23 protein-coding genes and 1 riboswitch are annotated in these 24280 nt (G+C 71.9%); of the genes, 10 read left to right on the top strand and 13 right to left on the bottom strand.

Annotated features, from left to right (window positions below; all coding sequences use genetic code 11):
* Nucleotides 1–68 precede the first annotated feature (68 nt).
* From J3486_RS18095 to J3486_RS18060, 8 genes are all read left to right on the top strand, one after another.
* Nucleotides 69–314, top strand: coding sequence for a hypothetical protein (locus J3486_RS18095; RefSeq protein WP_207821390.1), 246 nt, complete (start codon nt 69–71; stop codon nt 312–314).
* Nucleotides 315–327: 13 nt separating this feature from the next.
* Nucleotides 328–1479, top strand: a complete 1152-nt coding sequence (locus tag J3486_RS18090; protein ID WP_207821389.1) for a flotillin family protein — start codon at nt 328–330, stop codon at nt 1477–1479.
* A gap of 160 nt (nt 1480–1639) precedes the next feature.
* Nucleotides 1640–1752: riboswitch (cobalamin riboswitch) on the top strand.
* A gap of 93 nt (nt 1753–1845) precedes the next feature.
* Entirely contained in the window at nt 1846–3063 is a 1218-nt protein-coding gene (locus J3486_RS18085; RefSeq protein ID WP_207821388.1) for a prenyltransferase/squalene oxidase repeat-containing protein, read from the top strand.
* Nucleotides 3060–3731: an SCO2322 family protein gene (locus J3486_RS18080; RefSeq protein WP_207821387.1), complete on the top strand. Its 672-nt coding sequence runs from the start codon at nt 3060–3062 to the stop codon at nt 3729–3731. The genes J3486_RS18085 and J3486_RS18080 overlap by 4 nt, the downstream gene beginning before the upstream one ends.
* A gap of 3 nt (nt 3732–3734) precedes the next feature.
* The gene (locus tag J3486_RS18075) at nt 3735–4859 is read left to right on the top strand and encodes a CbiQ family ECF transporter T component (RefSeq protein ID WP_207821386.1); all 1125 of its coding nucleotides are present in this window, start codon (nt 3735–3737) and stop codon (nt 4857–4859) included.
* On the top strand, nt 4856–6517 hold the full coding sequence (locus J3486_RS18070) for an ABC transporter ATP-binding protein (protein ID WP_207821385.1): 1662 nt from the start codon (nt 4856–4858) through the stop codon (nt 6515–6517). The genes J3486_RS18075 and J3486_RS18070 overlap by 4 nt, the downstream gene beginning before the upstream one ends.
* The gene (locus J3486_RS18065; RefSeq protein ID WP_207821384.1) at nt 6514–7338 is read left to right on the top strand and encodes an ECF transporter S component; all 825 of its coding nucleotides are present in this window, start codon (nt 6514–6516) and stop codon (nt 7336–7338) included. Before J3486_RS18070 ends, J3486_RS18065 begins: the two co-directional genes overlap by 4 nt.
* Before the next feature lie 266 nt (nt 7339–7604).
* Nucleotides 7605–8009, top strand: a complete 405-nt coding sequence (locus J3486_RS18060) for a transglycosylase SLT domain-containing protein (protein WP_207821383.1) — start codon at nt 7605–7607, stop codon at nt 8007–8009.
* 67 nt (nt 8010–8076) lie between these two features.
* Here the strand turns inward: J3486_RS18060 and J3486_RS18055 are convergent, their stop codons facing one another.
* Complete coding sequence (locus J3486_RS18055; protein ID WP_207821382.1) at nt 8077–9333, bottom strand: alpha/beta hydrolase; 1257 nt, start codon at nt 9331–9333, stop codon at nt 8077–8079.
* A 101-nt stretch (nt 9334–9434) separates the two neighbouring features.
* Entirely contained in the window at nt 9435–10604 is a 1170-nt protein-coding gene (locus J3486_RS18050) for a steroid 3-ketoacyl-CoA thiolase (protein WP_207821381.1), read from the bottom strand.
* Between the two features lie 260 nt (nt 10605–10864).
* Between J3486_RS18050 and J3486_RS18045 the strand changes: the two genes are divergently transcribed.
* Together J3486_RS18045 and J3486_RS18040 are read left to right on the top strand one after the other, a co-directional pair.
* Complete coding sequence (locus tag J3486_RS18045; RefSeq protein ID WP_207821380.1) at nt 10865–12118, top strand: cytochrome P450; 1254 nt, start codon at nt 10865–10867, stop codon at nt 12116–12118.
* Nucleotides 12119–12184: 66 nt separating this feature from the next.
* Complete coding sequence (locus tag J3486_RS18040) at nt 12185–13861, top strand: hypothetical protein (RefSeq protein WP_374194740.1); 1677 nt, start codon at nt 12185–12187, stop codon at nt 13859–13861.
* On the opposite strand, the gene J3486_RS18035 is transcribed toward J3486_RS18040, so the two are convergent.
* The 11 genes from J3486_RS18035 to J3486_RS17985 all read right to left on the bottom strand — a co-directional run bounded on the left by J3486_RS18035 (nt 13835) and on the right by J3486_RS17985 (nt 24279).
* Complete coding sequence (locus J3486_RS18035) at nt 13835–15043, bottom strand: lytic transglycosylase domain-containing protein (protein WP_207821378.1); 1209 nt, start codon at nt 15041–15043, stop codon at nt 13835–13837. The genes J3486_RS18040 and J3486_RS18035 overlap by 27 nt on opposite strands.
* Before the next feature lie 16 nt (nt 15044–15059).
* A complete protein-coding gene (locus J3486_RS18030; protein ID WP_207821377.1) occupies nt 15060–15743 on the bottom strand; it encodes a hypothetical protein in 684 nt (227 codons plus the stop codon).
* Between the two features lie 16 nt (nt 15744–15759).
* The gene (locus tag J3486_RS18025) at nt 15760–16281 is read right to left on the bottom strand and encodes a nuclear transport factor 2 family protein (protein ID WP_207821949.1); all 522 of its coding nucleotides are present in this window, start codon (nt 16279–16281) and stop codon (nt 15760–15762) included.
* 68 nt (nt 16282–16349) lie between these two features.
* Nucleotides 16350–16979: a hypothetical protein gene (locus J3486_RS18020; RefSeq protein ID WP_307804855.1), complete on the bottom strand. Its 630-nt coding sequence runs from the start codon at nt 16977–16979 to the stop codon at nt 16350–16352.
* Nucleotides 16976–17491 (bottom strand): hypothetical protein, encoded by a 516-nt coding sequence (locus tag J3486_RS18015; protein WP_374194739.1) that lies wholly within the window; start codon nt 17489–17491, stop codon nt 16976–16978. The genes J3486_RS18020 and J3486_RS18015 overlap by 4 nt, the downstream gene beginning before the upstream one ends.
* Complete coding sequence (locus J3486_RS18010) at nt 17488–18723, bottom strand: MCE family protein (RefSeq protein ID WP_207821376.1); 1236 nt, start codon at nt 18721–18723, stop codon at nt 17488–17490. Before J3486_RS18010 ends, J3486_RS18015 begins: the two co-directional genes overlap by 4 nt.
* Complete coding sequence (locus J3486_RS18005) at nt 18720–19898, bottom strand: MCE family protein (RefSeq protein ID WP_207821375.1); 1179 nt, start codon at nt 19896–19898, stop codon at nt 18720–18722. The genes J3486_RS18010 and J3486_RS18005 overlap by 4 nt, the downstream gene beginning before the upstream one ends.
* Nucleotides 19895–20896, bottom strand: coding sequence for an MCE family protein (locus J3486_RS18000; RefSeq protein WP_207821374.1), 1002 nt, complete (start codon nt 20894–20896; stop codon nt 19895–19897). The genes J3486_RS18005 and J3486_RS18000 overlap by 4 nt, the downstream gene beginning before the upstream one ends.
* 7 nt (nt 20897–20903) lie before the next feature.
* Complete coding sequence (locus J3486_RS17995; RefSeq protein WP_207821373.1) at nt 20904–21971, bottom strand: MCE family protein; 1068 nt, start codon at nt 21969–21971, stop codon at nt 20904–20906.
* Nucleotides 21971–23032, bottom strand: a complete 1062-nt coding sequence (locus tag J3486_RS17990) for an MCE family protein (RefSeq protein WP_207821372.1) — start codon at nt 23030–23032, stop codon at nt 21971–21973. The genes J3486_RS17995 and J3486_RS17990 overlap by 1 nt, the downstream gene beginning before the upstream one ends.
* On the bottom strand, nt 23029–24279 hold the full coding sequence (locus J3486_RS17985; protein WP_207821371.1) for an MCE family protein: 1251 nt from the start codon (nt 24277–24279) through the stop codon (nt 23029–23031). The genes J3486_RS17990 and J3486_RS17985 overlap by 4 nt, the downstream gene beginning before the upstream one ends.
* Nucleotide 24280: the final 1 nt, after the last annotated feature.

Below are 24280 nucleotides of genomic sequence, written 5' to 3'. Positions count from 1 at the left end.
ACGGGGCAGGCGTATGGTCTGGCTTCTCAGAGCTCTCATGAGCTGGAACGACAAGGGGGCGGCCGCCGATGGCGCCGGACGAGGCTGTGGTCGGCTGTACGGGGAAGCTGGTGCTCGGCACGCGTGGTGCCGAGGGTCCGGGTGAGGTGCTGGTCAAGGTCAGAGGCGGCACCGAGACGTTTCTCGCGTGGTCGGACGAGCCTTTGGCGCGCGGCACGACCGTGCTCGTGATCGAGTCGCGGGGCACCCGGCAGGTCGTGGTCATGGCCTGGACCGATCCGCTCCTCGACGGCGACGCAGGCGACGCCCGCTAAGGAGACGTAAGGGATGTTCGGATATCGCGTTCCCGCACCCGACGAGGCGATGCTGATCTCGGGCGGCAGGCGGGGACTTGGGGGAGCGCCGTTCCGCGTCGTCACCGGGCACGGAAAGTTCGTCCTGCCCGTGTTCCGCAAGACCCGCTTCCTGTCGCTCGCGATGGCGGAGGCGGAGGTCGTCGAGAAGTGTGTGACCAAGCAGGGCATCGCGCTCACCGTGCGCGCCGTCATCGCCTTCAAGGTCGGCAACGACCACGAGTCCATCGTCAACGCCGGGCAGCGGTTCCTGTCCGACCAGGAGCAGATGTCGGTCCTCACCGGGCGGATCTTCGCCGGGCATCTGCGGTCCATCATCGGGTCGATGACCGTCGAGGAGATCGTCACCGAGCGGCAGAAGCTGGCGACGGAGGTGCTCGACACCTCGAAGGCCGAGATGGCGAAGATCGGGCTGCACGTCGACTCGCTGCAGATCCAGTCCATCGACGACGGTGACACCGGGTACATCGAGGCGATGTCGCGGCCGCACAAGGCGGCCATCCAGCGGCAGGCGAAGATCGCGCAGGCGCAGGCCAACCAGGCCTCGGTCGAGGCGGAGCAGGCGGCCGCCCGCAAGCAGGCCGAGTACGCGCGGCAGACCGCGATCGTGCAGGCCGAGTTCAGCGCGGAGGTCGACCGGGCCAAGGCGCACGCCGACCAGGCGGGGCCGCTCGCGCTCGCCCAGGCGCAGCAGGAGGTCCTGGAGGCGCAGACCGAGCTCGCCCTGAAGCAGGCCGAGCTGCGCGAGAAGGAGCTGATCGCGGAGGTCGTGAAGCCGGCGCAGGCCGACGCGGAGCGCATCCGCGTGCTCGCCCTGGCCGAGGCGGAGCGGATGAAGATCCAGGCCGAGGCCGCGGCGTCGTACGACCGGGTCGCGCTGGACCGGATGCTCATCGATCAGTTGCCGCAGATCGTGAAGGAGGCGTCGGCCGGTCTCGCCGGGGCCAACGTGAACGTGCTGAACGGGGCGGACGGGCTCGGGGAGATCGCGGCCGGGCTCGTCGGCCAGGGGCTGACGATCCTCGACTCGGTCCGGAAGAATCTGAGCGGGGACGATGTCGGCTCCGCCGTCGAGCGGTACGTGGCGCCGCACAACGGGGACGACGGGCCGATCGATGTGAGGTAGGTCCCGCGCTCTCGCCGTAGGGGCGTGCGGGAACGTGGCGTCGGGCCCGCCGTCGTGGCTGGTCGCGCGGTGCCCCGCGCCCCTGGGATGCGCACCGGCGGTGCGGCCTCTCCCACCCGGCCCGCAGCCGGGCGAATGCACCCGTCCCCCGGTTCCGGCCGCCCGGTACAGTGAAGGTGTCGTCATAAAGCGCGTGTGAGGGGAAGCCGGTGCAAGTCCGGCGCTGACCCGCAACCGTGAAAGTCGGAATGCCTCACCGCGTCATGATCGGCCCAGAACCGTCGAGGCATACGGAGCTGGCGCCGCCCGGTATCCGAAGCGTGCCGTGCCGCCCGGCTCCCCGCAGGGAGAGGCACCCGCCCCAGCATGAACATTCGCCGTAGCGCCGCGCTCGTCGCCGCGACCGTCGTGATCGGCGCCGCGGCGGCGCCGGCCGCCGTCGCGGACAGTGCCTCGCCCTCGCCCAAGGTCGTCGTGCCCAGCGGTCTGTACGGGTCGAGCGACCCGACGTACGACGGCGTGTGGCGCCAGTCGCTCGCGTTCGTCGCCCAGAAGACGCAGGGCGTGCAGCCCGCCGAGAAGGCCGTGGCCTGGCTGACCGGGCAGCAGTGCGACGACGGCGGCTTCGCCGCGTTCCGCGCCGACCCGGGCACGGCGTGCGACGCGAAGACGGCGGTCGACAGCAACAGCACCGCCGCCGCCGTGCAGGCCCTCGTCGCCGTCGGCGGCCAGAAGGACGCCGTCGACAAGGGCGTCGCCTGGCTGAAGAAGAACCAGAACAAGGACGGCGGCTGGGGCTACAACCCGGGCGGCGCCAGCGACGCCAACTCCACCTCCGTGGTCGTCGGGGCGCTCGCCGCCGCCGGTGCGAAGCCCGCCGACGTGAAGTCGGCCGCGGGCAAGACCGGCGCCGACGCGCTCTCGTCCCTGGCGCTGCCCTGCTCCGCCGACGGGAAGGACGGCGGCGCGCTCGCCTACCAGCCCGACAAGAAGGGCAGGCTCGTCGCCAACGCCGACGCGACCGCCGCCGGTGTCCTCGGCGGGCTCGGGGTCGGCTTCGCCCCCGAGAAGGGCTCGGCCCCCGACGACTACACCTGCAAGGACGACGCGGGCCTCGCCCACAACGGCGCCGTCTACCTGCAGAACCAGCTCGCCACCCACCTGTACCTGAAGTCCCAGCTGGCCGGCGCCGCCGATCAGCCCGACTACGGCAACACCGCCGACGCGGTCACGTCCGTGGCCGCCGCCGAGGGCATCAAGTACACGAAGGACCCGTACGCCTGGCTGGAGAAGAACGCCGGTGGCTGGGCCAAGCAGTCCGGGCCCGCCGCCTACGCGCAGCTGATCTTCGCCGCCCACGCCACCGGCAACGACCCGCACGACTTCGGCGGCACCGACCTGGTGACCGCGCTCAACAAGACCGGCCCCACGCCTGCCTCCACCAAGGCGGCGAAGTCGGACTCCGCCAAGGACGAGAAGAAGGACGACGGCAACTCCGTGTCCTGGTGGATCGTCGGTGCCATGTTCATCGCCGCCGTCGGCGCCGGGTTCCTGATCAGCGGGCGTAAGAAGCAGCAGTCGTGAGCCGCCGCGCCGCCCGGTTCCTGCTCGTGGCGCTCGCCGCCGTGCTCGGTCTCGCCGTGGCCGCGCCCGCGCAGGCCACCGGGTACCGGTACTGGTCGTTCTGGGAGCGTGACAAGGGGGCGTGGACGTACGCGACCACGGGCCCCTCGCAGGCCGTGCCCGACGACGGCACCGCCGTGGGCTTCCGGTTCGCGGTGAGCGAGGACTCCAAGGACGCGGCCAGGCCGCGCGGCGCCGCCGACTTCGACACGATCTGCTCGGGCACGTCCGCGCAGGGCGGGAAGAAGCGGATCGCGGTCGTCGTCGACTTCGGCACGGCCGCGGACGCGCCGAGCGGGCAGACCCCGCCCGAGGCGCGGACGGACTGTGCGGTGGTCGGCGAGGACGCGACCGCCGCCGAGGCGCTGGCCGCCGTCGCGAAGCCGCTGCGCTACGACAGCAGCGCGCTGCTCTGTGCCATCTCCGGGTATCCGACGTCGGGCTGCGGCGAGCAGGTCGGCGGCGCGGACAAGAAGACCGACACCGCCGCCCCCTCCGCCCCCTCCGCCACGTCCAGCGGCTCCGGCTCCGCCGGTTCCGGGCCCTCGGTCGGGGTGATCGCCGGGGTCGCCGTCGTCGCGCTGCTCGGTGTCGGCGCGATCTGGCAGGCCAAGCGGCGCCGCGGCTGAGCCATGGGCGTCGACTCGTTGCGGGCCCCGAGGGCCCACCGTTCCAACAGCCTGCATCCGGGCGCCTGGTGGATCTGGGCGCTCGGCCTCGGCACGGCCGCGTCCCGCACCACCAACCCGCTGCTGCTCGCGCTGCTCGTCGGCGTCGCCGGGTACGTGGTCGCCGCGCGCCGCACCGAGGCGCCGTGGGCCCGCTCGTACGGCGCGTTCGTGAAGCTGGGGCTCGCCGTGATCGGCATCCGGCTGGTCTTCGCGGTCTTCCTCGGCTCGCCGATCCCCGGCTCGCACGTCGTCGTGACGCTGCCGGAGGTGCCACTGCCCGACTGGGCGCAGGGGGTGCGGATCGGCGGCCGGGTGACCGTGGAGGGTCTTGTCTTCGCCCTGTACGACGGTCTGAAGCTGGCCACGCTGCTGATCTGCGTCGGCGCCGCGAACGCCCTCGCCTCGCCGTCCCGGCTGCTGAAGTCGCTGCCGGGCGCGCTGTACGAGGCGGGGGTCGCGGTCGTCGTCGCCCTGACGTTCGCGCCGAACCTGGTCGCCGACGTGCGGCGGCTGCGGGCGGCGCGGCGGCTGCGCGGCCGTCCCGACAGCGGTCTGCGCGGGCTGCTCCAGGTGGGACTTCCGGTGCTCGAAGGCGCCCTTGAGCGGTCGGTGGCGCTGGCCGCCGCCATGGACGCGCGCGGTTACGGGCGCACCGCCGAGGTCCCGGCCGCCGTGCGCCGGGCCACCGCCGTGCTCACCCTGGGCGGCCTGATCGGCGTCTGCGCGGGAACGTACGGGCTGCTCGCCTCCTCCGGCGCCGGGTACGGGCTCCCGGTGCTGCTCGTCGGGGTCGCCGCCGCGCTCGGCGGGCTGTGGCTGGGCGGGCGGCGCTCGGTGCGCACCCGGTACCGGCCCGACCGGTGGGGGCCGCGGGCCTGGCTCGTCGCCGGGTCCGGGGCGTGTGCCGCGGCCGTGCTGATCTGGAGCGGCGGGCAGGACCCGGCCGCGCTGCAACCGCCCGTCGTCCCGCTGGCCGCGCCCACGCTGCCGCTGTGGCCCGCGCTCGGCATCCTCGTCGGGCTGCTCCCGGCGTTCGTCGCGCCCGCACCCGAACTCGCCCCCCGACCGCAGGAGACCTCGTCATGATCCGGTTCGAGGATGTCTCCGTGACGTACGACGGCGCCGCCGCGCCGACCGTACGCGGCATTCAACTGCACGTGCCCGAGGGCGAGTTGATGCTGCTCGCCGGGCCGTCCGGGGTCGGCAAGTCGACACTGCTCGGCGCCGTGAGCGGGCTCGTGCCGCACTTCACCGGGGGCACCCTGGCCGGCCGGGTCACGGTGGCCGGGCGCGACACCCGTACCCACAAGCCGCGCGAGCTCGCCGATGTCGTCGGCACGGTCGGGCAGGATCCGCTCGCCCACTTCGTGACCGACACCGTCGAGGACGAACTCGCCTACGGGATGGAGTCGTTGGGTCTCTCCGCCCCCGTCATGCGGCGCCGTGTCGAGGAGACCCTGGACCTGCTGGGCCTCGCCGATCTGCGGGACCGGCCCATCGCCACGCTCTCCGGCGGACAGCAGCAGCGCGTCGCGATCGGGTCCGTGCTCACGCCGCACCCCCGGGTGCTCGTGCTCGACGAGCCGACGTCCGCGCTCGACCCCGCCGCCGCCGAGGAAGTCCTCTCCGTGCTGCAGCGACTCGTGCACGATCTCGGAACCACGGTGCTGATGGCCGAGCACCGGCTCGAACGGGTGGTGCAGTACGCGGATCAGGTCGCGCTGCTGCCCGGCGCCGGGCAGCCGCTGGTCGTCGGGGATCCGGCCGCCGTGATGGCCGAGTCGCCGGTGTTCCCGCCGGTGGTGGGGCTCGGGCGGGTGGCCGGGTGGTCGCCGTTGCCGTTGACGGTGCGGGACGCTCGGCGCTCGGCCGCGGGACTGCGGGAGCGACTTGCCGCTCTCGGCTCCACTGCGGACCGCGGGCCGGTGGGGGCTGATCGCGCCCACGCGGCAAAGCCGCACATGTCACGGTCCCGCGCCCCTGGCGGGGCCGACCACCTGGCCTCCGTGACGAAGCTCGGCGTCCGGCGCGGGCGCGTGGAAGCCCTGCGCTCCGTCGACCTCAACGTCTCACCCGGCGAAATCCTTGCCCTCATGGGCCGCAACGGCGCCGGGAAGTCCACCCTGCTCTCCTCCCTCGTCGGCATGATCAAGCCGACCGTCGGCTCCGTCACGGTCGGCGGCGCCGTGCCGCACAAGGCCGCGCCCCGGGACCTGATCCGCAAGGTCGGCCTGGTCCCGCAGGAGCCCCGGGACCTGCTGTGCGCCGACACCGTCGCCGCCGAGTGCGCCGCCGCCGACCGGGACGCGGACGCCGAACCCGGCACCTGCCGCGCGCTGCTCGGCGAGCTGCTGCCGGGGATCGCCGACGCCACCCACCCCCGCGACCTCTCCGAGGGGCAGCGCCTCACCCTCGCCCTGGCGATCGTGCTGACGGCGGCCCCTCCCCTGCTGCTGCTCGACGAGCCGACGCGCGGCCTCGACTACGCGGCGAAGTCCCGCCTGGTCACGATCCTGCGCGGGCTGTCCCGGCGCGGGCACGCCATCGTCATGGCCACCCACGACGTGGAACTGGCCGCCGAGCTGACCCACCGGGTCGCGATCCTCGCGGACGGCGAGATCGTCGCGGACGGGCCGACCCCGGAGATCGTCACTTCCTCCCCGTCCTTCGCGCCGCAGGTCGCCAAGATCCTCGCGCCGCAGCAGTGGCTCACGGTCACCCAGGTACGGGAGGCCCTCGCATGAGCGGGGACCGCCGGGTCACCGCCGTGCGGCTCGGGCCGCGGTCCGTGGCCGCGCTGCTGCTGGTCAGCGCCGTCGGTGTCGTCGCGATCGGCTGGCCGCTGATCACCGGGCCCGGGTCGCAGGTGAACGCGCACGCCCAGGACGCGCCGTGGCTCTTCGCCGCGCTGCTCGTGCTGCTCGTCGCCGTGGTCGCCGCGACGATCTCGGAGTCCGGGATGGGCCCGAAGGCGGTCGCCATGCTCGGCGTGCTCGCCGCGGCGGGCGCGGCGCTGCGGCCCATCGGAGCGGGCACGGCCGGCATCGAGCCGATGTTCTTCCTGATGGTGCTCAGCGGGCGGGTGCTCGGGCCGGGGTTCGGGTTCGTCCTCGGCTCGCTCAGCATGTTCGCGTCCGCGCTGCTGACCGGCGGCGTCGGGCCGTGGATGCCGTTCCAGATGATCTCCATGGGCTGGTTCACGATGGGCGCGGGGCTGCTGCCGGGCGCCGATTCCCTGCGCGGCCGGGGCGAGCGGGTCATGCTCGCCGCGTACGGGTTCCTCGCGGCGTTCGCGTACGGCACGATCATGAACCTCGCGGGCTGGCCCTTCATGAACGCCCTGGCGTCCTCGGTCGCGTACCAGCCGGACGCCTCGCTCGGCGACAACCTGGCCCGCTTCCTCGCCTACTGCACGGCCACCTCGCTGGGCTGGGACCTGGGCCGGGCCGCACTCACCGTCGTCCTCACCCTCACCGCCGGCGGCGCCGTCCTCAAGGCGCTGCGCCGGGCGACCCGGCGGGCCGCGTTCGAGGCCCAGGTCACATTCGACGGCCCCCGCACCTGACGCGCCCGTGAAGCGCCCCACATGACCCAGGTCACTTACTAGGCGCGGTCGTAGAAAGCGGATCTTGATGCGGACCCGACGGCACCCCCTCTGACCTGGGAATTGAGACCTGAGCCACATAACGGACATTTAAACCAGATGCGACTTCCACTAGTAAAGGGGCTCATTGCATTCATCCATCGGTCCTGTTTCTGTGGAGCAGTCGCCGGACGTCGGGAAGCCCCGAAGCGCCCGGCGACTCCCTGTCCCCCACGGAAGGCTCCGTTTTGTCCGCCACGCTCCTGCGCCGCGTCGCCACTCCGAAGAAGGCCCTCGCCGGCGTCACCCTCGCCGCCGCCACGACCGGCATGATCTTCGCCTCGACCCCGGCCCAGGCCGCGACGACCTCCGCCAAGGCGATCGCCCAGGCGAAGATCTCGGACTCCGCGCAGTTCTCCTGCTTCGACAACATCGTGTCCCGCGAGAGCGGCTGGAACCCGAACGCGACCAACTCCTCCACCGGCGCCTACGGCCTGGTCCAGGCGCTGCCCGCCAACAAGATGGCGTCCGCCGGATCCGACTGGAAGACCAACCCCGAGACGCAGATCAACTGGGGCGTCAACTACATGAACGAGCGCTACGGCAGCGCCTGCGGCGCCTGGGCGCACTGGCAGGCCAACGGCTGGTACTGACCGGGACCGCGGTGAGGCGGCACCTTCTGGGTGCCGCCTCTTTTTGTCGCCCCAGGTCGGCTACGCCCTAGCGTTCCGCGAACCACCGGGCGATCTTCGGCGCCGCCTTCTTGAAGCTGCCGAAGTGGTCGACCTCGCCCTGGTCCAGCACCGGCGCTCCCCCGAGCTGCCGCGCGCAGCTGCGTGCGTTGCCGATCGGGACGTCCGTGTCCGCCTCCCCCGCGTACAGGCGCACCGGGACGTCGGGCTGCCACGCGCACGCCGTGTCGTTCGCGGCGACGGCCTCCTTCATGGCGCCCGTGGGGTGCCGGAGCCAGGCGTAGAACTTCGGGGTCAGCAGCTCCTTGGCCGAGGCCGGGAGCGCCTTGATGATGTCCTCCTCCGTGTGGTCGCCGTCGTAGAGGGCCTCGACGCGGTCCGCGTACGGGGCGCGGAAGGCTTCGGACGGGTCCTTGTAGAGGCCGTGCAGCCGGTTCTGTGCGACCAGGAAGTACGAGGTGTAGATCAGGCCGCTGGTGTCGTTGACCCGGCCGTCGTACAGGGCCGGGATCTCCTGGCCCGACAGGTCGTACGGGCCGCTGACCGGGGCGAGGGCCCGGAGCCTGAAGTGGCGGTCCGCGCCGTCCTGGAGCGCCTTGCCGAGCGCCGTCGCGACCTGGCCGCCCTGCGAGAACCCGGTCGCGTAGACGTCGCCGGTGAGCGGGCGGCCGAGGCGGTGCGCGGCCTCGCGGGCGGCGCGCAGCATGTCGAGGGAGGCCGTCACGGACGAGGCCGTGTCCATGTACGGGTGGGTGCCGGGGCCCTTGCCGAGGCCCAGGTAGTCGGAGGCGGCGACGGCGTTGCCCGTGGCCGCGTACAGATACGACGGGACGCGGCCGAAGTCGTCGGCGACGGACGGGGCGTAGTCCCGATCGACCATCGTGCCGTGGGTGTCGGAGACGAGGTCGGGGCGGTGGGCGCCGCCGTTCGGGAGGGTGAACAGGCCGGTGGCGGTGGTCGGCCGGCCGTACGCGTCGGGCGTGCGGTAGGTCAGGCGGTACGCGGTCACCCCGTACCGGACCGTGTCCACCGGCATGTCCACGTCCGCGAGCCGGCGGGTGACCGCGGCGCGGTCGAGGGTCGCGACGGGCTCGACGGAGACGAGCGTCCCCCACTCGCTCGTCCGCACGGGGGCATGTCCGGTGTCGAGGGCGACGGCCGCCGGAGCGGCGGCGGCGCCCGCGAGGAGCAGGGTCAGCGCCACGGCGGCGACCTGCCGCGCCGCCTTCGGCGTACCCCTGGAAGTGCCCCTGGATGCAAGCGTGTTGCTCGTGTCGTCAGTCATGGCACGACGGTACGAATCACCCCACGTCAGCCGACATCCGGGCATCCCCCGGGCCCGGGGTGGACTTGAGCCCACCCCGTCCCTGCGGCACTCCTCGAAATCTAGAGCCGCTGAATGATCGTGCCGGTCGCCAGCGCGCCGCCCGCGCACATGGTGATGAGCGCGAACTCCTTGTCCCTGCGCTCCAGTTCGTGCAGCGCGGTGGTGATCAGGCGGGCGCCCGTCGCGCCGACCGGGTGCCCGAGGGCGATCGCGCCGCCGTTCACATTGACCTTCTCCAGGTCCTGCTCGAAGACCTGCGCCCAGCTCAGCACCACGGACGCGAACGCCTCGTTGATCTCGACGATGTCGATGTCCTTGAGCGTCATGCCCGCCTTGCCGAGCACCGCGCGCGTCGCGTCGACCGGGCCGTCCAGGTGGAAGTGCGGGTCGGAGCCGACCAGGGCCTGCGCGACGATCCGGGCGCGGGCCTTGAGCTTCAGCGCCCGCGCCATCCGCTTGGACGCCCACATGATGGCGGCGGCGCCGTCGGATATCTGCGAGGAGTTGCCGGCCGTGTGGACGGCCGTCGGCATGACCGGCTTGAGCCGCGTCAGGCCCTCCATGGTCGTGTCGCGCAGCCCCTCGTCGCGGTCGACCAGGCGCCACATGCCCTGCCCGGCCGCCTGCTCCTCCTCCGTGGTCGGCACCTGCACGGCGAACGTCTCGCGCTTGAAGCGCTCCTCGGCCCAGGCGACGGCGGCCCGCTCCTGCGAGACGAGGCCGAGCGAGTCGACGTTCTCCCGAGTCAACTCCCGGCGGCGCGCGATACGTTCGGCCGCCTCGAACTGGTTGGGCAGGTCCACGTTCCACTCGTCGGGGAACGGCTTTCCCGGGCCGTGCTTGGAGCCGGAGCCGAGCGGGACCCGCGACATCGCCTCCACGCCGCAGGAGATACCGACGTCGATGACGCCCGCCGCGATCATGTTGGCGGTCATGTGCGAGGCCTGCTGCGAGGAGCCGCACTGACAGTCCACGGTGGTGGCCGCGGTCTCGTAGGGCAGCCCCATCGTGAGCCACGCCGTGCGCGCCGGATTCATGGACTGCTCGCCCGCGTGCGTCACCGTGCCGCCGACGATCTGCTCGACGCAGTCCGCCTTGATGCCGGTGCGGCCGAGGAGTTCACGGTACGTCTCCCCCAGCAGATACGCGGGGTGGAGATTGGCGAGCGCGCCGCCGCGCTTGCCGATCGGGGTACGTACGGCTTCGACGATGACGGGCTCGGCTGCCATGACAGTCGTCCTCTCCACGCAATCCCGGACGGATGGAACCCAGAACCGGCACGGTCGCAAGGGGCGGGTGCAAGAACTAGAACGCGTACCAGTTATGAGTGCAGTCTCCGTGCGCTTACCCCCGGTACGCAAGGGTCGTGCAAGCACCACACACGGAACCGACACACCCGTGCCCCTTGCCACTTCTAGAACCCGTTACTACCTTTCGAGCCATCGCCGTAGCTGACGGAGCGTCAGACAGACAGCATCTGGAGTGACCCATGCCGTGCCCCGCGCTGCCCGACGGGTTCGACTTCACGGACCCCGATCTGCTCCAAGAGCGTGTTCCCTACCCGGAGTTCGCCGAGTTGCGGCAGGCCGAGCCGGTCCGCTGGATCCCGCAGCGGCGCGGCATCTCCGGCTTCGACGACGAGGGCTACTGGGCGGTGACCCGGCACGCCGACGTCAAGTACGTCTCCACGCACCCGGAGCTCTTCTCCTCGAACCTCAACACCGCGGTGATCCGGTTCAACGAGTCGATCCAGCGCGACCAGATCGACGTCCAGCGGCTGATCATGCTGAACATGGACCCGCCGGAGCACACCCGGGTGCGCCAGATCGTGCAGCGCGGCTTCACCCCGCGCGCCATCCGCTCCCTGGAGGACGCGCTGCGCAGCCGCGCCCGCGACATCGTGGCCAAGGCGCTCGAACAGGCCGGTCCCGACGGGTCGTTCGACTTCGTCACCAACGTCGCCGTCGAGCTGCCGCTGCAGGCCATCGCCGAACTCATCGGCATCGCGCAGGACGACCGGGCACGGGTCTTCGACTGGTCCAACAAGATGGTGGCGTACGACGATCCGGAGTACGCGATCACGGAGGAGATCGGCGCCGAGGCCGCCATGGAGATCGTGTCGTACGCGATGAACCTCGCGGCCGACCGCAAGCAGTGCCCGGCCAAGGACATCGTCAGTCAACTGGTGGCCGCCGAGGACGAGGGGAACCTGTCCTCCGACGAGTTCGGCTTCTTCGTCATCCTGCTCGCCGTCGCCGGCAACGAGACGACCCGCAACGCCATCACCCACGGCATGCACGCCTTCCTCACCCACCCCGACCAGTGGGAGCTGTACAAGCGGGAGCGCCCGTCGACCACGGCCGAGGAGATCGTGCGCTGGGCGACGCCCGTCGTCTCCTTCCAGCGCACCGCCACCCAGGACACCGAGCTCGGCGGCCAGAAGATCAAGGCGGGCGACCGGGTCGGCATCTTCTACTCCTCCGCCAACCACGACCCGGAGGTCTTCACCGACCCCGACGTCTTCGACATCACCCGCGACCCCAACCCGCACCTCGGCTTCGGCGGCGGCGGACCGCACTTCTGCCTCGGCAAGTCGCTCGCGGTCCTGGAGATCGACCTGATCTTCCACGCGATCGCGGACGCCATGCCCGAGCTGCGGCTCGCCGGCGACCCGCGCCGACTGCGGGCCGCCTGGCTCAACGGGGTCAAGGAACTCCAGGTGGCCGCGCCCGCGAAGGGATGAAATCCGGCCCGATCCGTTCCCTTGCGACAACACTTCCGTTGCGTCCGGCGTCTTCCTCCGTGAAACATGCCGGAGCCCAGCATCCCGCAACGGAACGGATCGGTACTCGTGGCCACGGTCGACCTGCCCCTCGCACGCCGCCGCCCCACCCTTGCCGCACGCCACCGCACCCCGCTGCTCGCGACCGTGCCCACCCTGCCGCTGTACGCCGTGTGGGCGCTGTTCCTCGCGACCGGCGGCGGCGACCTCGCCGCCCAGGAGGCCTGGGCCCGGTTCGCCGCCGACCACGGGGCATCGGCGTACAACCTGTTCTGGTACGGCGGGATGCACACCGCCAACTATTCGCTCATCTCCCCTTATCTGATGGCCGAGTTGGGGGTGCGGCCGGTCACCGTGGTGTCCGGGCTGGCCGCCGCCTGGCTGGGCGCGGTCCTGGTGGTGCGCACGGGCATCGCCCGACCGCTGCCGCCCGCCGTGCTGCTCTCGCTCGCACTGTGGTGCAACGTGGCGTCGGGGCGCACGACGTTCGCACTGGGGACGGCGTTCGGGCTGGGCGCCTGCGTGGCGCTCACCGGCGAGCGCCCCCGGTACGCGGTGGCGATGCTGTGCGCGGCGCTCGCCACGACGGCGTCTCCGGTGGCGGGTCTCTTTCTCGCCGTCGTCGGCGCCGGATGGCTGTGCGTACGGGACTGGCGGCGGGCCGCCGCCCAGATGGCGCCGCCCGCCCTGGTGGTCGGCGCGACGACACTGCTGTTCCCCTTCAAGGGCGAGCAGTTGATGCCGATGGACCGGATCTGGCCGCCGGTGGTGTTCTCGCTCGCGCTGGCGGTGGCGGGGCCGCGGCGCTGGCGCGTGGCCCGCTGGTCCGCCTGCGTGTACGCGGCCGGCACCGTGGTCACGTATCTCGTCCCCTCCCCCATCGGCACGAACGTGGAGCGCCTGGCCGAACTGGCCGCGCCCGCAGTCCTGTTGGCGGCCCTCCTGGACGTCCGCGGGCACGCGCGCGTGAAGGCGGCCGTGCTCGCCGTCGCCCTCGTGCTGTCCTCGGCGTGGCTGGTGCAGAAGACGGTCGACGATCTGCGGGTGTCCACGACCGTGCCGACCTGGGCCGCCCGGACCCACGGTGTCGTACGGGAGCTGGAGCGGCTCGGCGCCGACCGCACGCGCGTCGAGGTGATCCCGGCCCGCAACCACCGGGAGGCGACGGCGCTCGCCCCGTACGTGAACATGGCGCGCGGCTGGAACCGGCAGCTGGACATCGAGCGCGGGCGGCTCTTCTACGACGGCACGTTCTCCGCGGCCACCTACCGGGCCTGGCTGGACCGGTGGGCGGTCGGCCTCGTGGTGCTGCCGGAGGGCAAGCCGGACGGGTTCGCCGAGCAGGAGGCCGCGTTCGTGCGCTCCGGGCCCGTCTATCTGGAGCCGGTGTGGCGCGACCCGCACTGGCATGTCTACCGGGTGCGGAACGCGGTGCCGCTGGTCTCCGCGCCCGCGACCGTCGTCCGCTCGGACGGCGCGCGGGTCACCGTCCGCTTCACCCGGGCGGGCACGGCGACGCTGCGGGTCGCGTACTCGCCCTGGCTGAAGCCGGAGACGGCGGGCGGCTGTCTGAAGGTGCGGCCGCAGCGCGCGGGCGAGTTCACGGAGCTGGTGGCGGCGGCTCCCGGCACGTACCGGATCGGTTCGGACTGGGAGTCGTCGCCGTCGCCGCGGCCGTCAGGCGCCGGGTGTCGCGCAGGGTGAGGCGGACTCGGTCGGGGTGTCGGTGGGGCTCGGCGTGTCCGTCGGGTCCGCCGTGTCGGACGGGCAGTCGGTCGGGTCGGGCGAGGAGTCGGTGGGCTCGTCGGTGACCGGGGGCTCGCCGGTCGTCGGCGGGTCGGTGGGCGGCTCGGTGGTGCCGGAGTCGCTGGGCCCCGGGGTGGGGCTCGGCTCGCCGCTGGTGGTGGGCGAGGGGCCCGGGCTCGGGCTGGTGGTCGGCTTGCGGGTGGGCGTGGGGTCGGGGCCGATGACGATGCCGCCGCCCTTGTCGCCTCCCCGGTCGCCGACGGGCTCGGTGGCCTGGGTGTCGGAACCCGCGCCGGGGCTGACCGGGATCGTGCCCTTGCCGTCGGCGACGGTGTGCACGCCCTTGCGGTAGAACTCCATCCAGTACAGGACCGTACGGAGATAGTCACGCGAGTAGTTGTAGCTGAGGATCGCCCGCTCAAGGCCCGCGGACGTGCCGACGTCGCGGCTGCCCGCGCACAGGTAGTGCCCGGCGGCGAGGGCGGCGTCGTAGATGTTGTTGGGGTCGGCGGTGCCGTCGCCGTTGCCGTCGGCGCCCCAGCGGCGCCAGGTGCCGGGCAGGAACTGCATCGGGCCGACGGCCCGGTCGTAGACGGGGTCGCCGTCCCACACGCCGTTCTCGGTGTCGCGGATGAGCGCGAACCCCTTGCCGTTCAGCGGCGGGCCCGTGATGCGGTGCCGTGTGGTGCCGTTCGCGTCGACGTCACCGCCGCGCGCCTGCCCCGACTCGACCTTGCCGATCGCGGCGAGCAGCTGCCACGGCAGCCGGCAGCCGGGGTCGGTGCGGCCGACGGAGGACTCGGCGCGGCGGTAGGCGGCGAGGACGGTCGCGGGGATGCCGGACTCGGCGCGGATCTCGGACGGCGTGTAGGTGGTGTCCGGTACGTCCGGGACCGTCAGGGGCGGCAGTTCCGTGTGGTACGAGTCGTCGCCCTGGGAGTCGACGTGGGGCAGCGGGCCTTCGGAGAGGGCGATCGGGTCGGTGCGGTTCCCGTCGTCCTGTCGGGTCGGCTTCCCCAGCACGTCCGGGGCTTGGGACGCCGTGAGCAGGGCTGTCGCGGCGACGGCGACCGCGGTGCCGCGCAGACCGCGCAGACTGCGGCGCAGCCGGGGGCGTGTGCTCGGTCTCGGGGTGCGCATGGGAACCCTTTCGTCGTCAGCTGCTGAAGGTGTCGATCGCGGAGACCAGCCAGTGGCCGTTCTTGAGGACCAGGTCGACGGCGAGCATGGCGCCGCCGTAGTTCGCCGCGCTGCCCGCCTTCGTCTTCGCCGCGGTGCTGGTGCTGGACTGGTCGGCGTAGACGAGGACCCTGGCCCGGTCGCCGTCGATCCGTTCGACCGCGCTGTCGGTGACGGTGGTGGTGACGACGGTCTTCTGCTTCTTCGCCCGGGTCAGGACGGGGGCGAGCAGGGTGCGGTGCTGGTCGACGGCCTTGCCGGTGAGGAGGGTGGCGGTCGCCTTCTCGTTGGACTGCGGATTGGCGTAGTCGTACGAGAAGAGGGCGTTCACGGCCTTCTCCGCCCGGCCCTTGACCTGGCTGGTGCGGGCGGGGTCGGTGAGGGCCGTGTTGCGGGTGGCCGAGGTGTGGGTGAGGGAGTGCGCTCGGGCGTGGGACCAGCCGGCGAAGGCGCCGAGCAGGAGGGTGAGCGCGCAGAGGGCGATGAGGAGTCTGCCGGGGTGAACGGTGCGCGGGGCCGAGGTACGGGCCGGTTGCGCGCTCGCCCCGCGCTGGGGGGCCGCCTTGCCCACCCTGCCGCCCTTGGCGGCGGATTGCCCAAGGCTGCGCTGCAGACGTTGGCGTTCACGGCTAATGGTGTGGCGAGTGGTCGTCGACGGCATCGGTGGCGTCCTTCGGTCAGTCGGTGGTGGTGGCCGTGTCACCGACCGGGGCCTGGGCCAGAGCGCTGAGTTTCCAGTGGCCGTCGGTACGGGTGAGTTCGCCGAGCATGCGGCTGTCCTTGTCGGTGGCCTTCTGGCCCGACGCCTTCACGGTGATCCGCAGCGCCACCATGACCCGGGCCTTCCCGGCCCGTTCGTCGAGTTCGGTGACGGCGCCGTCGAGGACCTTCGCCGTACTGACCGTCCTGGCCGTCTGCACCTGCTTCTTGAACTCCGCGCGTCCCTTGACGAGTTGGGAGTGCAGGGCGCCGGTCGTCGACGCCTCCCACAGGTCGAGGCCGTGGTCCAGCTCGCGGTGGTCGAGGGTGTTGAGGTTCTGCACGGACTGCTCCCCGGCCTCCAGGACGTCGTCGCGGGCGACCGCGAACGCGGCGGTGTCGTCGTGCGCGGCCCCGTACCAGGACCAGCCGCCCCGGACGGCGAAGCCGGCCGCGACGAGGGTGAGCACCAGCGCCGCGACGAGCAGAGGTCTTCTCATGGGATTCACCTGGTTCGACTGGTTCACCTCGTTCACCTCGTTCACCTCGTTCACCTGGTCCACCTCGTTCACCTGGCCTTGATGTCGACGATCTGCCATACGTCGTCGTGGAGTTCGGCGGTGACGGAGAGCTGCGCGGCCGACGTCACCGGCTTCCTGTCCCCGCGCTTCGCACTCTGGTCGAGGAAGACGAGCAGGTGCGCGGTGCCGCCGCGCAGGCTGACGGTGCCGACGCGCACGGCGTCGGTGGAGAGCGTCACCTTCTGCGTGCGGACGTTCTTGCGGACCTGCGCGAAGAGCTGCTGGTACTGGCGCGCGGCCTTGCCCGAGAGGACCTCACGGGCGGTGCGCTCGGTGGCGTCGGTGCCGTCCGGGGTGTACGAGAAGACCTTCGCGAGGGCGCTGCTGACGTCCCCGTTGACGCGGTTGGTGGCGTCGGCGTCGGTGAGCGCGTGGTTGTGGGCGGAGGGGGCGTCGCGCAGGGAGTGGGCCTTGTGGAGGAGCACGGCCCCGGTGGCGGCGAGCAGCAGGCCGAGGACGGCCGCCACCAGCGCCTTGGGCCATCTGCTGCCTGGGCCGGCAGGGTGGGCGGGGCGGCCCTCGTCGCCGGGCGTGTCGTCGTCGACCCGCACCACGGGCCCGACGTCCCCTACGTCCCCGACGTCCCCGACATCGGCGTCGACCACATCACGGCTCACTGCGCCACCCCCGTCACGGCCACCGCGTTCAAGGACTTCACCTTCCACTGCCCCTCGGAGGTCCGGCTGAGGACCGCCTCCAGGCGTTTGCGTTCCGCCGCCTGCGAGCCCGATCCGGTGGAGACCCGCACCGTCGCGATGAGCTTCGCCGTCCCGGCCCGGTCGTCGAGGGCGGTGACCGCCGCGTCCGTGACGACCCCGCGGGTCGACGTCCCGGCCGCCGGCGACACCCGCCCGAGCCGGGTGCGCAGCGGCCCTGTCGTCACCGCCTGCCACCGGCGCACCCCGGCCCTGGCCCGCGCCGCGGTCGACGCGTCCAGCGTCGTGAGCCGGGCGACGGCGGACCGGCCGTCGCCGAGGGCGGCGTCCCGGGCCCGGCCGTACGCGAGGTCGCCGTCACCGTGCGCCTGCGCGTACGACCAGACCCCCGTACCGCACAGCGCGAGCGCCGCGGCGAGTCCCACTCCCGCCAGGACCCGTTTGAGTCCCACTCCCGCCAGGACCCGTTTCACCGCTCGCTCCCTTCGGAGAGGCCGAGCAGCCCGGCCATCCCTGAGGACGACTCCGCGGCGCCGGCCCCGTCGCTCACCGAGGGAAGCGCGAGGGCCCCCGGCTGTGCGGGTTCCGGGACGGCGCCGCCGCGCGGGGCGTGCGCCGAGCCGCGTACGTTCACGCCGCTCGACGCGGCCGCCGTGCAGCGGGCGCCGGTGTTGAGGGCGGGCGCGGCACCGAGATCCGTACCGAGCCGGTACGTGGTGCCCGCGTAGCCCGCCGTGCAGGGCAGGGGCTGGAAGAAGGTGACCGCCATGCCGAAGTTGACCTTCTTTCCGTCGACGGCCGTGGCCCCGGCGGCGACCGCCGCGGGCAGTTTCACGAGCAGTTCCTCGGTGCCGCGCTGCCGGGTGACGGCGACCTCGGACGTGGTGAGGAGGTTGGCGAGGACCACGCCGACCTCGGGGTCGAGGTCCCGGAGCAGGCCGCTGACCTGGGTGGCCGCCGCCGGGGCCGCCATGACGAGGCGGCGCAGATCGGTGTCGGAGCCCTTCAGGGTGGCCGCCAGGTCCTTGGCGCCGGACGCGAAGTCCTTGATGGCGCGGCCCTCTTCGGCCTGGGTGCGCAGCACGACCTCGCCGTCGGCCATGAGTTTCGTGGTCTGCGGCAGGGCCCGGTCGGCGGCCTGGACGAACTGGGAGCCGTTGTCCATCAGCAGTTGCAGGTCCTCGCCGCGCCCCTCGAAGGCTTTGCCGAACTCGTCGACGACCGTGCGCAGATCGTCCAGCGGCACGGAGGTGGTGAGGTCGTCGACGCTCGACAGGACGTCCGTGACCGGGCGCGGCACGGAGGCCGCGGTCGGGTCGATACGGGAGCCGTCGGCCAGATAGGGGCCGCCGGAGCGCTCCGGGCGCAGGTCGATGTACTGCTCGCCGACCGCCGACAGGCTCGCGACGACGGCTTTGGCGTCGTCGGGGATGCGCGGCGCGGACTTCTTGATGCGCAGCTCGGCCTCGACGCCGTCGGCGGTGAGCCCGATGGGTCCCACGCGGCCCACGGAGACGCCCCGGTAGGTGACGTCGGAGTGGGTGAACAGGCCGCCGGTGCGCGGGAGTTGTACCTTCACCGTGTAGTAGTCGGCGGCGCCGACGTAGCGGCCGAGGTCGGCGTAGCGGATGCCGAGGTAGCCGAGGACGAGGACGGCGATGAGCAGGAAGGCGACGTTCTTGAGGCGGGTGGCGAGGGTGATCACTGGCCGCCACCCCCGGTCCCGGTCGTGGAGGGCAGCGGCAGCGGCGAGGTGGTGGACGCCTTCGAGGACGAGGACGTGGTGGAGGACTTCTTGGTCCGGGCGGTCGCCGTCGGGGTGGGGCTGCCGGTGTCCCGGGGCTGGACCGGTGGGATGAGCCGGGTGCCCGGCGCCGCGGTGACGTCGAGATACGTGTTGAGGTAGTCGCCCTTGATGCCGCGCAGCACCTCGTCCGTGAACGGGTAGGTGAGCAGCACCTGGAGGGAGTCGGGCAGATCCTGGCCCGAGTCGGCGAGCGCCTTGAGGGTGGGCGCGATGGCCTTCAGGTCGGCGACCATGTCGGCCTTGCTCCGGTCGAGGGTCTCGACGGCGACGCCCTTGAGCCGGTCGAGGGAGCGCAGCATCGTCATCAGTGAACCCCGTTGTTCCTCAAGGGTCTTGAGGCCCGGGGAGAGGCCGGACAGCACGGTGGCGACGTCCTCCTTGCGGTGTGCGAGCGTCGCCGAGAGCCGGTTGACGCCGTCGAGGGCGGCGGTGATGTCGCCCCGGTGGTCGTCGAGGTCGGTGACGAGGGTGTTGACGCGGCGCAGCGTGGAGCGGACCTGGCTCTCGCGGCCGCCGACGGCCTTGTTGAGTTCCGTGGTGATGGTCTTGAGCTGGTTGACGCCGCCGCCGTTGAGGAGCAGCGAGAGCGCGCCGAAGACCTCTTCGACCTCCGTGTTGCGTCCGGTGCGGGAGACGGGGATGCGGTCGCCGGCGTGCAGGCTCCCGGTTCCCTTCTCGGGCGCGACGAGCTGGACGTACTTCTCGCCGAGGAGGCTGGACTGCTCGACGCGGGCGCCGGTGTCGGCGGGGAGGTGGACGTCGCCGTTGACCTTCATGGTGACGCGAGCGGTCCAACTTCCCTTCCCGGCAAGGCTGATCTTCGTCACCCGGCCCACCGCGACGTCGTTGACCTTGACAGCGGACTGCGGCACGAGGCTCAGTACGTCCTTCATGTCGGCGGTGACGGTGTACGGGTGCGGGCCGAGGTCGGCGCCGCCGGGCAGCGGCAGCTCCTCGATGCCGCCGAAGGACGGGGTGGGCAGCTTGATGACGCCGAGGGTGAGGAGGAAGGCGACGGTGATCGACAGGGCGCAGCCGAGCCCGGCCCCCGTACGGACTCTCGACGTGTTCACTGGTCGCCTCCCACCGCGGGGAGCGGCAGCAGCGGCCCGCCCGAGCTCAGCTCGTTGAGGTCCGCCCGGCCGTCGAGGGTGCGCGTCTTGGGGTTGTACGCGTTGACGACGTTCTGCGCGGCCAGCGGTGCCACGTCCAACGCCTCGGCGAGGGAGGCCCGTTGTGCGACGAGGGCCTGGGTGAGGGGGACGAGCTGGTCGACGTTGTCCTTCAGTTCGCCCCGGTGGTCGTTGATGAACTTCTTGACCTTGCCGAGCGCCTTGCCCAGCTCCTTCAGGGCCCCCGCGAGGTCGTCGCGGTTGTCGGCGAAGTAGCCGGTGACGTCGGCGAGGGTCTGCTGCGCGGTGCGCACCCCGGTGTCCTTCTCCTTGAGCATCGTGGTGAAGGTCTGCAGCTGGGAGAGGGTGGTGAACAGGTCGTCGCTGCTGCCGTTGAGGGTCTTCGCGGCCTTGCCGAACTGTTCGATGCTGTCGCCCATCGCGCTGCCGTTGCCCTTGAGGTTCTCGGCGCCGGTGGTGAGGAGGCCGGACAGCGCGCCCTTCTGGTTGGCGCCGCCGGGGCCGAGCGCCTTGCTGAGTTCGGTGATGCTGTCGTAGAGCTGGTCGACCTCGACGGGGGTGCGGTTGCGGGCGGCGGGCAGCTTCGCGCCGTCCTTGAGCGTCGCCCCCGCCTCGTAGGCGGGCGTGAGCTGCACGTACCGGTCGGCGACGATGCTCGGCGCGACGGCCACGGCCCGCGCCCCGGCCGGCACCTTCACCCCGTCGTCGACGTCGAGGGTGACCCGCACCTGAGTGCCCTCGGGGTGCACGCCTTCGACCCGTCCCACCCGCACGCCGAGGATCCGCAGGTCGGATCCGGCGTAGATGCCGACGGCCCGGTCGAAGTAGGCGGTGATGCGCATCCCGCCGCGCCCGGTGGCGCCGACGCCGACGATCCCGGCGGCGATCAGCACGGCGAGCGCGAGCGTGCCGATCAACAGCTTGTTCCTGGTCCTCATACCGGCTTCAGCCCCCGTTCCCGTACGCGCCGTTCTTGGGTGGTCTGCACGACGTCTTCGGGAGCGACGACTCGGGCAGGTAGTTCCGCGGCACGACGCCGCAGAGGTAGCTGTCGAACCAGCGGCCGCTGCCGAGGGTGTTGCCGACGAGCCGGTAGTAGGGGCCGAGCAGGGCGAGGGTCTTGTCGAGCTTGCCCTTGTTCCTGGCCAGGACCGTCGTCACCCGGCTGAGCGCCTTCAGGGTGGGGCCGAGCTGCCGGTCGTTGTCGTCGACGAGGCCGCCGAGTTCCCTGCCGAGCGCCTCGCTGCCGCTGAGCAGCGCCTTGATGGCGGTACGGCGTTTCTTCAGCTCGGTGAGCAGGGAGCCGCCGTCGTCGATGAGCGTCTCGAAGCTGGACTTCTTCGTCTGGAGCGTCTTCGTCAGCTTCTTGCTCCCGGCGAGGAGCTGGGCGAGCTGGGTGTCGCGCGAGGAGACGGTCCTCGACAGCGCCGAGAGCCCCTTCACGGCAGCCTTCACATCGGGCGGCGAGTCCTTGAACGTCTCGGAGATGGTGTCGAAGCTCGCGGCGAGCTGCTGGGTGTCGATCTCGTCGATGGTGCCGCTGAGGTCCTCGAACGCCTGGGTGACGTCGTACGGGGACGTGGTGCGCGACAGCGGAATGCGGGATCCCGGGTCCTGGCGGGCGGCGCCGACCGGGTCGAGGGCCACGTACTTCTCGCCGAGCAGGGTCTTGATGGCGATGGCGGCGGTGGTGCGGTCGCCGATCCAGGTGCCGTCGTCCTTGATCTTGAAGGTGACCTTCACCTTGGCGCCGTCGAGGCCGACGCCGGTGACCTCGCCGACCTTCACGCCGGCGATCCGCACCTCGTCGCCGCCGCCGAGCCCCGCGGCCTCGCTGAAGTTCGCGGTGTACGTGGTCCCGCCGCCGACGTACGGCAGGCTGCTCGCGTTGAGCGCGGCGAGCGCGAGCAGGGCGAGGACGACGAGCCCGACGACGGCCACGGCGACGGGGTTGCGTTCCTGGACGGGCTTGAGCCGCGGCCGCCTCGGGAACGACGCGGTGCTCCGGGGCATCACTGGCACCTCGCTTCGGTGACGGTGATGCCGGTGGGCGGCTTCGAACCGTCGGACATGGTGACCCCGCTGACGCCGGCCTGGCAGAGGTAGAGGTTGAACCAGGATCCGTACGAGGCGAGCCGGGTCAGGGCGGTCAGCTTGCTCGGGGTCTTGTCGAGGAAGTTCTGGATCTGCGGCAGTCCCTGGCCCAACTGGCCCGACAGGCGCCCGAGTTGCTGGATGTCGCCCTTGAGCGGCTCGCGCGCGTCCTTGAGGAATCCGGCGGTGACGGTCGTCAGGTCGCCCATCGCGGTGACGGCCTCGCCGAGCGGCTTGCGGTCGTCGTTGAAGCCGGAGACCAGTTCCTGGAGGGTGGTGACGAGGTCGTCGAACTGGGCCTCGCGGTCGTTGATGGTGGTCAGCACGTCGGTGAGGTTGCCGATGACCTCGCCGATGACCTTGTCCTTGGCGGCGACGGTCTGCGTGAGCGATCCGACGTGCCGGATGAGGCTGTCGACGGTCCCGCCCTCGCCCTGGAGCACCTTGACGATCGATCCGGCGAGGTCGTTGACGTCCTTCGGGGACAGCCCCTCGAAGAGCGGCTTGAAGCCGTTGAAGAGGAGGGTCAGGTCGAGGGCGGGCGTGGTGTGCGCCAGCGGGATGGTGCCGCCGGGCCGCAGGTCGCCGGTGGCCGTGCCGGTGCCGCGCTCCAGGGACACGTACCGCTGCCCGACCATGTTGAGGTACTTCACGGCGGCCGTGGTGGTGGCCGGCAGGGCGCGATCCTTCTCGACGGTGAACGTCACCTGGGCGGTGCGGCGGTCGACGACGCGGACGTCCGTCACCTCGCCGACCTTCACCCCGGAGATCCGCACCCCGTCGCCGTCGATGAGCCCGGTGACGTCGGTGAACAGCGCCTTGTACGTGCGGGTGTCGGTGTTGACGCCGGTGTTGGCGATGCTCAGGCCGAGCACGGTGGTGGCGAGTGCGGTGACGAGGACGAAGATCAGTGACTTGGTCAGCGGGCCGGCCAGGGATCTGCGCCTGATGTGCCCGAACTCGTCGTCCTTGGCGGTCACTTGAGCTTCACCTCCGTCCCCCGGTAGACGGGTCCGACGAGCAGGCTCGACCAGTCGGGCAGGTCGTCGGGCGAGGTCTTGGCCGCGGGCGCGACGAGCTCGTTCACCAGGTCGTTCTCCTGCGGCGAGTTGGCGGGCCCGAGGTCCTGCCCGGCGACGGAGGCCGACGCGGTGGCGGCCGTCGGCGTACGGGCCGACGCGCTGCCGAGGTAGGGCACCGAGTAGCAGTGCGGGGTGCCGCCCGAGCCGTAGGACGGGGTGTCGCGCCCGGCGGCGTAGGCGCCACGGGAGGCGACCGTCGTGACGTCGATGTGCAGCCCCGGCTGGTCGGTGCCCTTGCCGAGCGCCTTGTCCATGCGGGGCACGAACTCGGTGAGCGTGCGCAGCGTGCACGGGAACGACGGTGCGTACTTCGCGAGCAGTTCGAGGGTGGGCCGCGAGGTGGCGGAGAGCCGGATGATGTTGTCCTGGTTGGCCCGCAGGAACGCGTCGAGGTCCTCGGCGGCGCGTGTCGTGTCGCCGTAGGCGGCGGCGAGGTCGCTCTGTTTCTCGGCGATCGTGCCGCTGGTGGTGGTGAGGTCGCGGAGTGCGTCGATGATGCCGGGCGCGGCGTCGGCGTAGGTGTGGGACACGGTGACGAGCTGCTTCAGGTCCTCGTTCAGGGTCGGCAGGTTCGGGTTGAACTTCCGCAGGTGGGCGTCGAGTTGGGTGAGCGTGTCGCCCAGCTGGGAGCCCCGGCCCTCCAGGGCCTGCGACACGGCGGACAGCGTCGCGGAGAGTTTCTGCGGCTGTACGGCGGTCAGCATCGGCAGGACGTCGTCGAGGACCTGTTGCAGTTCGACGGCGTTGGCGGAGCGGTCCTGCGGGATGGTCGCCCCGGCCGCCAGCATCCGCGTACTGGGATCGCTCGGCGCCACCAGGGCCACGTACCGCTCACCGAAGAGGGTGGTCGGCAGCATCTGGGCGCTGACGTCGTCGGGGATGTCGCGGAGCGCGCCGGGTTCGAGGGCGAGGGTGAGGCGGGCCCCGGTGCCGGTGGCGTCGATCCTGCGGACCTCGCCGAGGACGACGCCGCGCAGTTTCACCTCGGCGCCGATGTGCATCTCGTTGCCGACGTTCCCGGTCTCGACGACGACCTCGTCGGAGTCGGTGAAGTCCTTGCCGTAGACGGCGACGGCGAGCCAGATGAGCAGGGCGGGCACGAGCAGGAAGGCGATCCCCGCGAGTCTGCGGCGCACGGTCTCCATG

The sequence above is a fragment of the Streptomyces sp. VRA16 Mangrove soil genome, from assembly GCF_017377775.1.
GTDB lineage: Bacteria > Actinomycetota > Actinomycetes > Streptomycetales > Streptomycetaceae > Streptomyces.
Note: the sequence above shows the minus strand (reverse complement) of the source record. Positions and strands in the feature narration are given on the sequence as shown.

Bases quoted from the DNA above. Each gene is read 5' to 3' on its own strand.
- J3486_RS18035 (WP_207821378.1), bottom strand. From the start codon at position 15,043: ATGCGCACCCCGAGACCGAGCACACGCCCCCGGCTGCGCCGCAGTCTG.
- J3486_RS18055 (WP_207821382.1), bottom strand. From the start codon at position 9,333: ATGACTGACGACACGAGCAACACGCTTGCATCCAGGGGCACTTCCAGG.
- J3486_RS18045 (WP_207821380.1), top strand. From the start codon at position 10,865: ATGCCGTGCCCCGCGCTGCCCGACGGGTTCGACTTCACGGACCCCGAT.
- J3486_RS18070 (WP_207821385.1), top strand. From the start codon at position 4,856: ATGATCCGGTTCGAGGATGTCTCCGTGACGTACGACGGCGCCGCCGCG.
- J3486_RS17995 (WP_207821373.1), bottom strand. From the start codon at position 21,971: ATGCCCCGGAGCACCGCGTCGTTCCCGAGGCGGCCGCGGCTCAAGCCC.
- J3486_RS18025 (WP_207821949.1), bottom strand. From the start codon at position 16,281: ATGAGAAGACCTCTGCTCGTCGCGGCGCTGGTGCTCACCCTCGTCGCG.
- J3486_RS18095 (WP_207821390.1), top strand. From the start codon at position 69: ATGGCGCCGGACGAGGCTGTGGTCGGCTGTACGGGGAAGCTGGTGCTC.
- J3486_RS18000 (WP_207821374.1), bottom strand. From the start codon at position 20,896: ATGAGGACCAGGAACAAGCTGTTGATCGGCACGCTCGCGCTCGCCGTG.
- J3486_RS18075 (WP_207821386.1), top strand. From the start codon at position 3,735: ATGGGCGTCGACTCGTTGCGGGCCCCGAGGGCCCACCGTTCCAACAGC.
- J3486_RS18065 (WP_207821384.1), top strand. From the start codon at position 6,514: ATGAGCGGGGACCGCCGGGTCACCGCCGTGCGGCTCGGGCCGCGGTCC.
- J3486_RS18090 (WP_207821389.1), top strand. From the start codon at position 328: ATGTTCGGATATCGCGTTCCCGCACCCGACGAGGCGATGCTGATCTCG.
- J3486_RS18030 (WP_207821377.1), bottom strand. From the start codon at position 15,743: ATGCCGTCGACGACCACTCGCCACACCATTAGCCGTGAACGCCAACGT.
- J3486_RS18040 (WP_374194740.1), top strand. From the start codon at position 12,185: ATGCCGGAGCCCAGCATCCCGCAACGGAACGGATCGGTACTCGTGGCC.
- J3486_RS18050 (WP_207821381.1), bottom strand. From the start codon at position 10,604: ATGGCAGCCGAGCCCGTCATCGTCGAAGCCGTACGTACCCCGATCGGC.
- J3486_RS18085 (WP_207821388.1), top strand. From the start codon at position 1,846: ATGAACATTCGCCGTAGCGCCGCGCTCGTCGCCGCGACCGTCGTGATC.
- J3486_RS17985 (WP_207821371.1), bottom strand. From the start codon at position 24,279: ATGGAGACCGTGCGCCGCAGACTCGCGGGGATCGCCTTCCTGCTCGTG.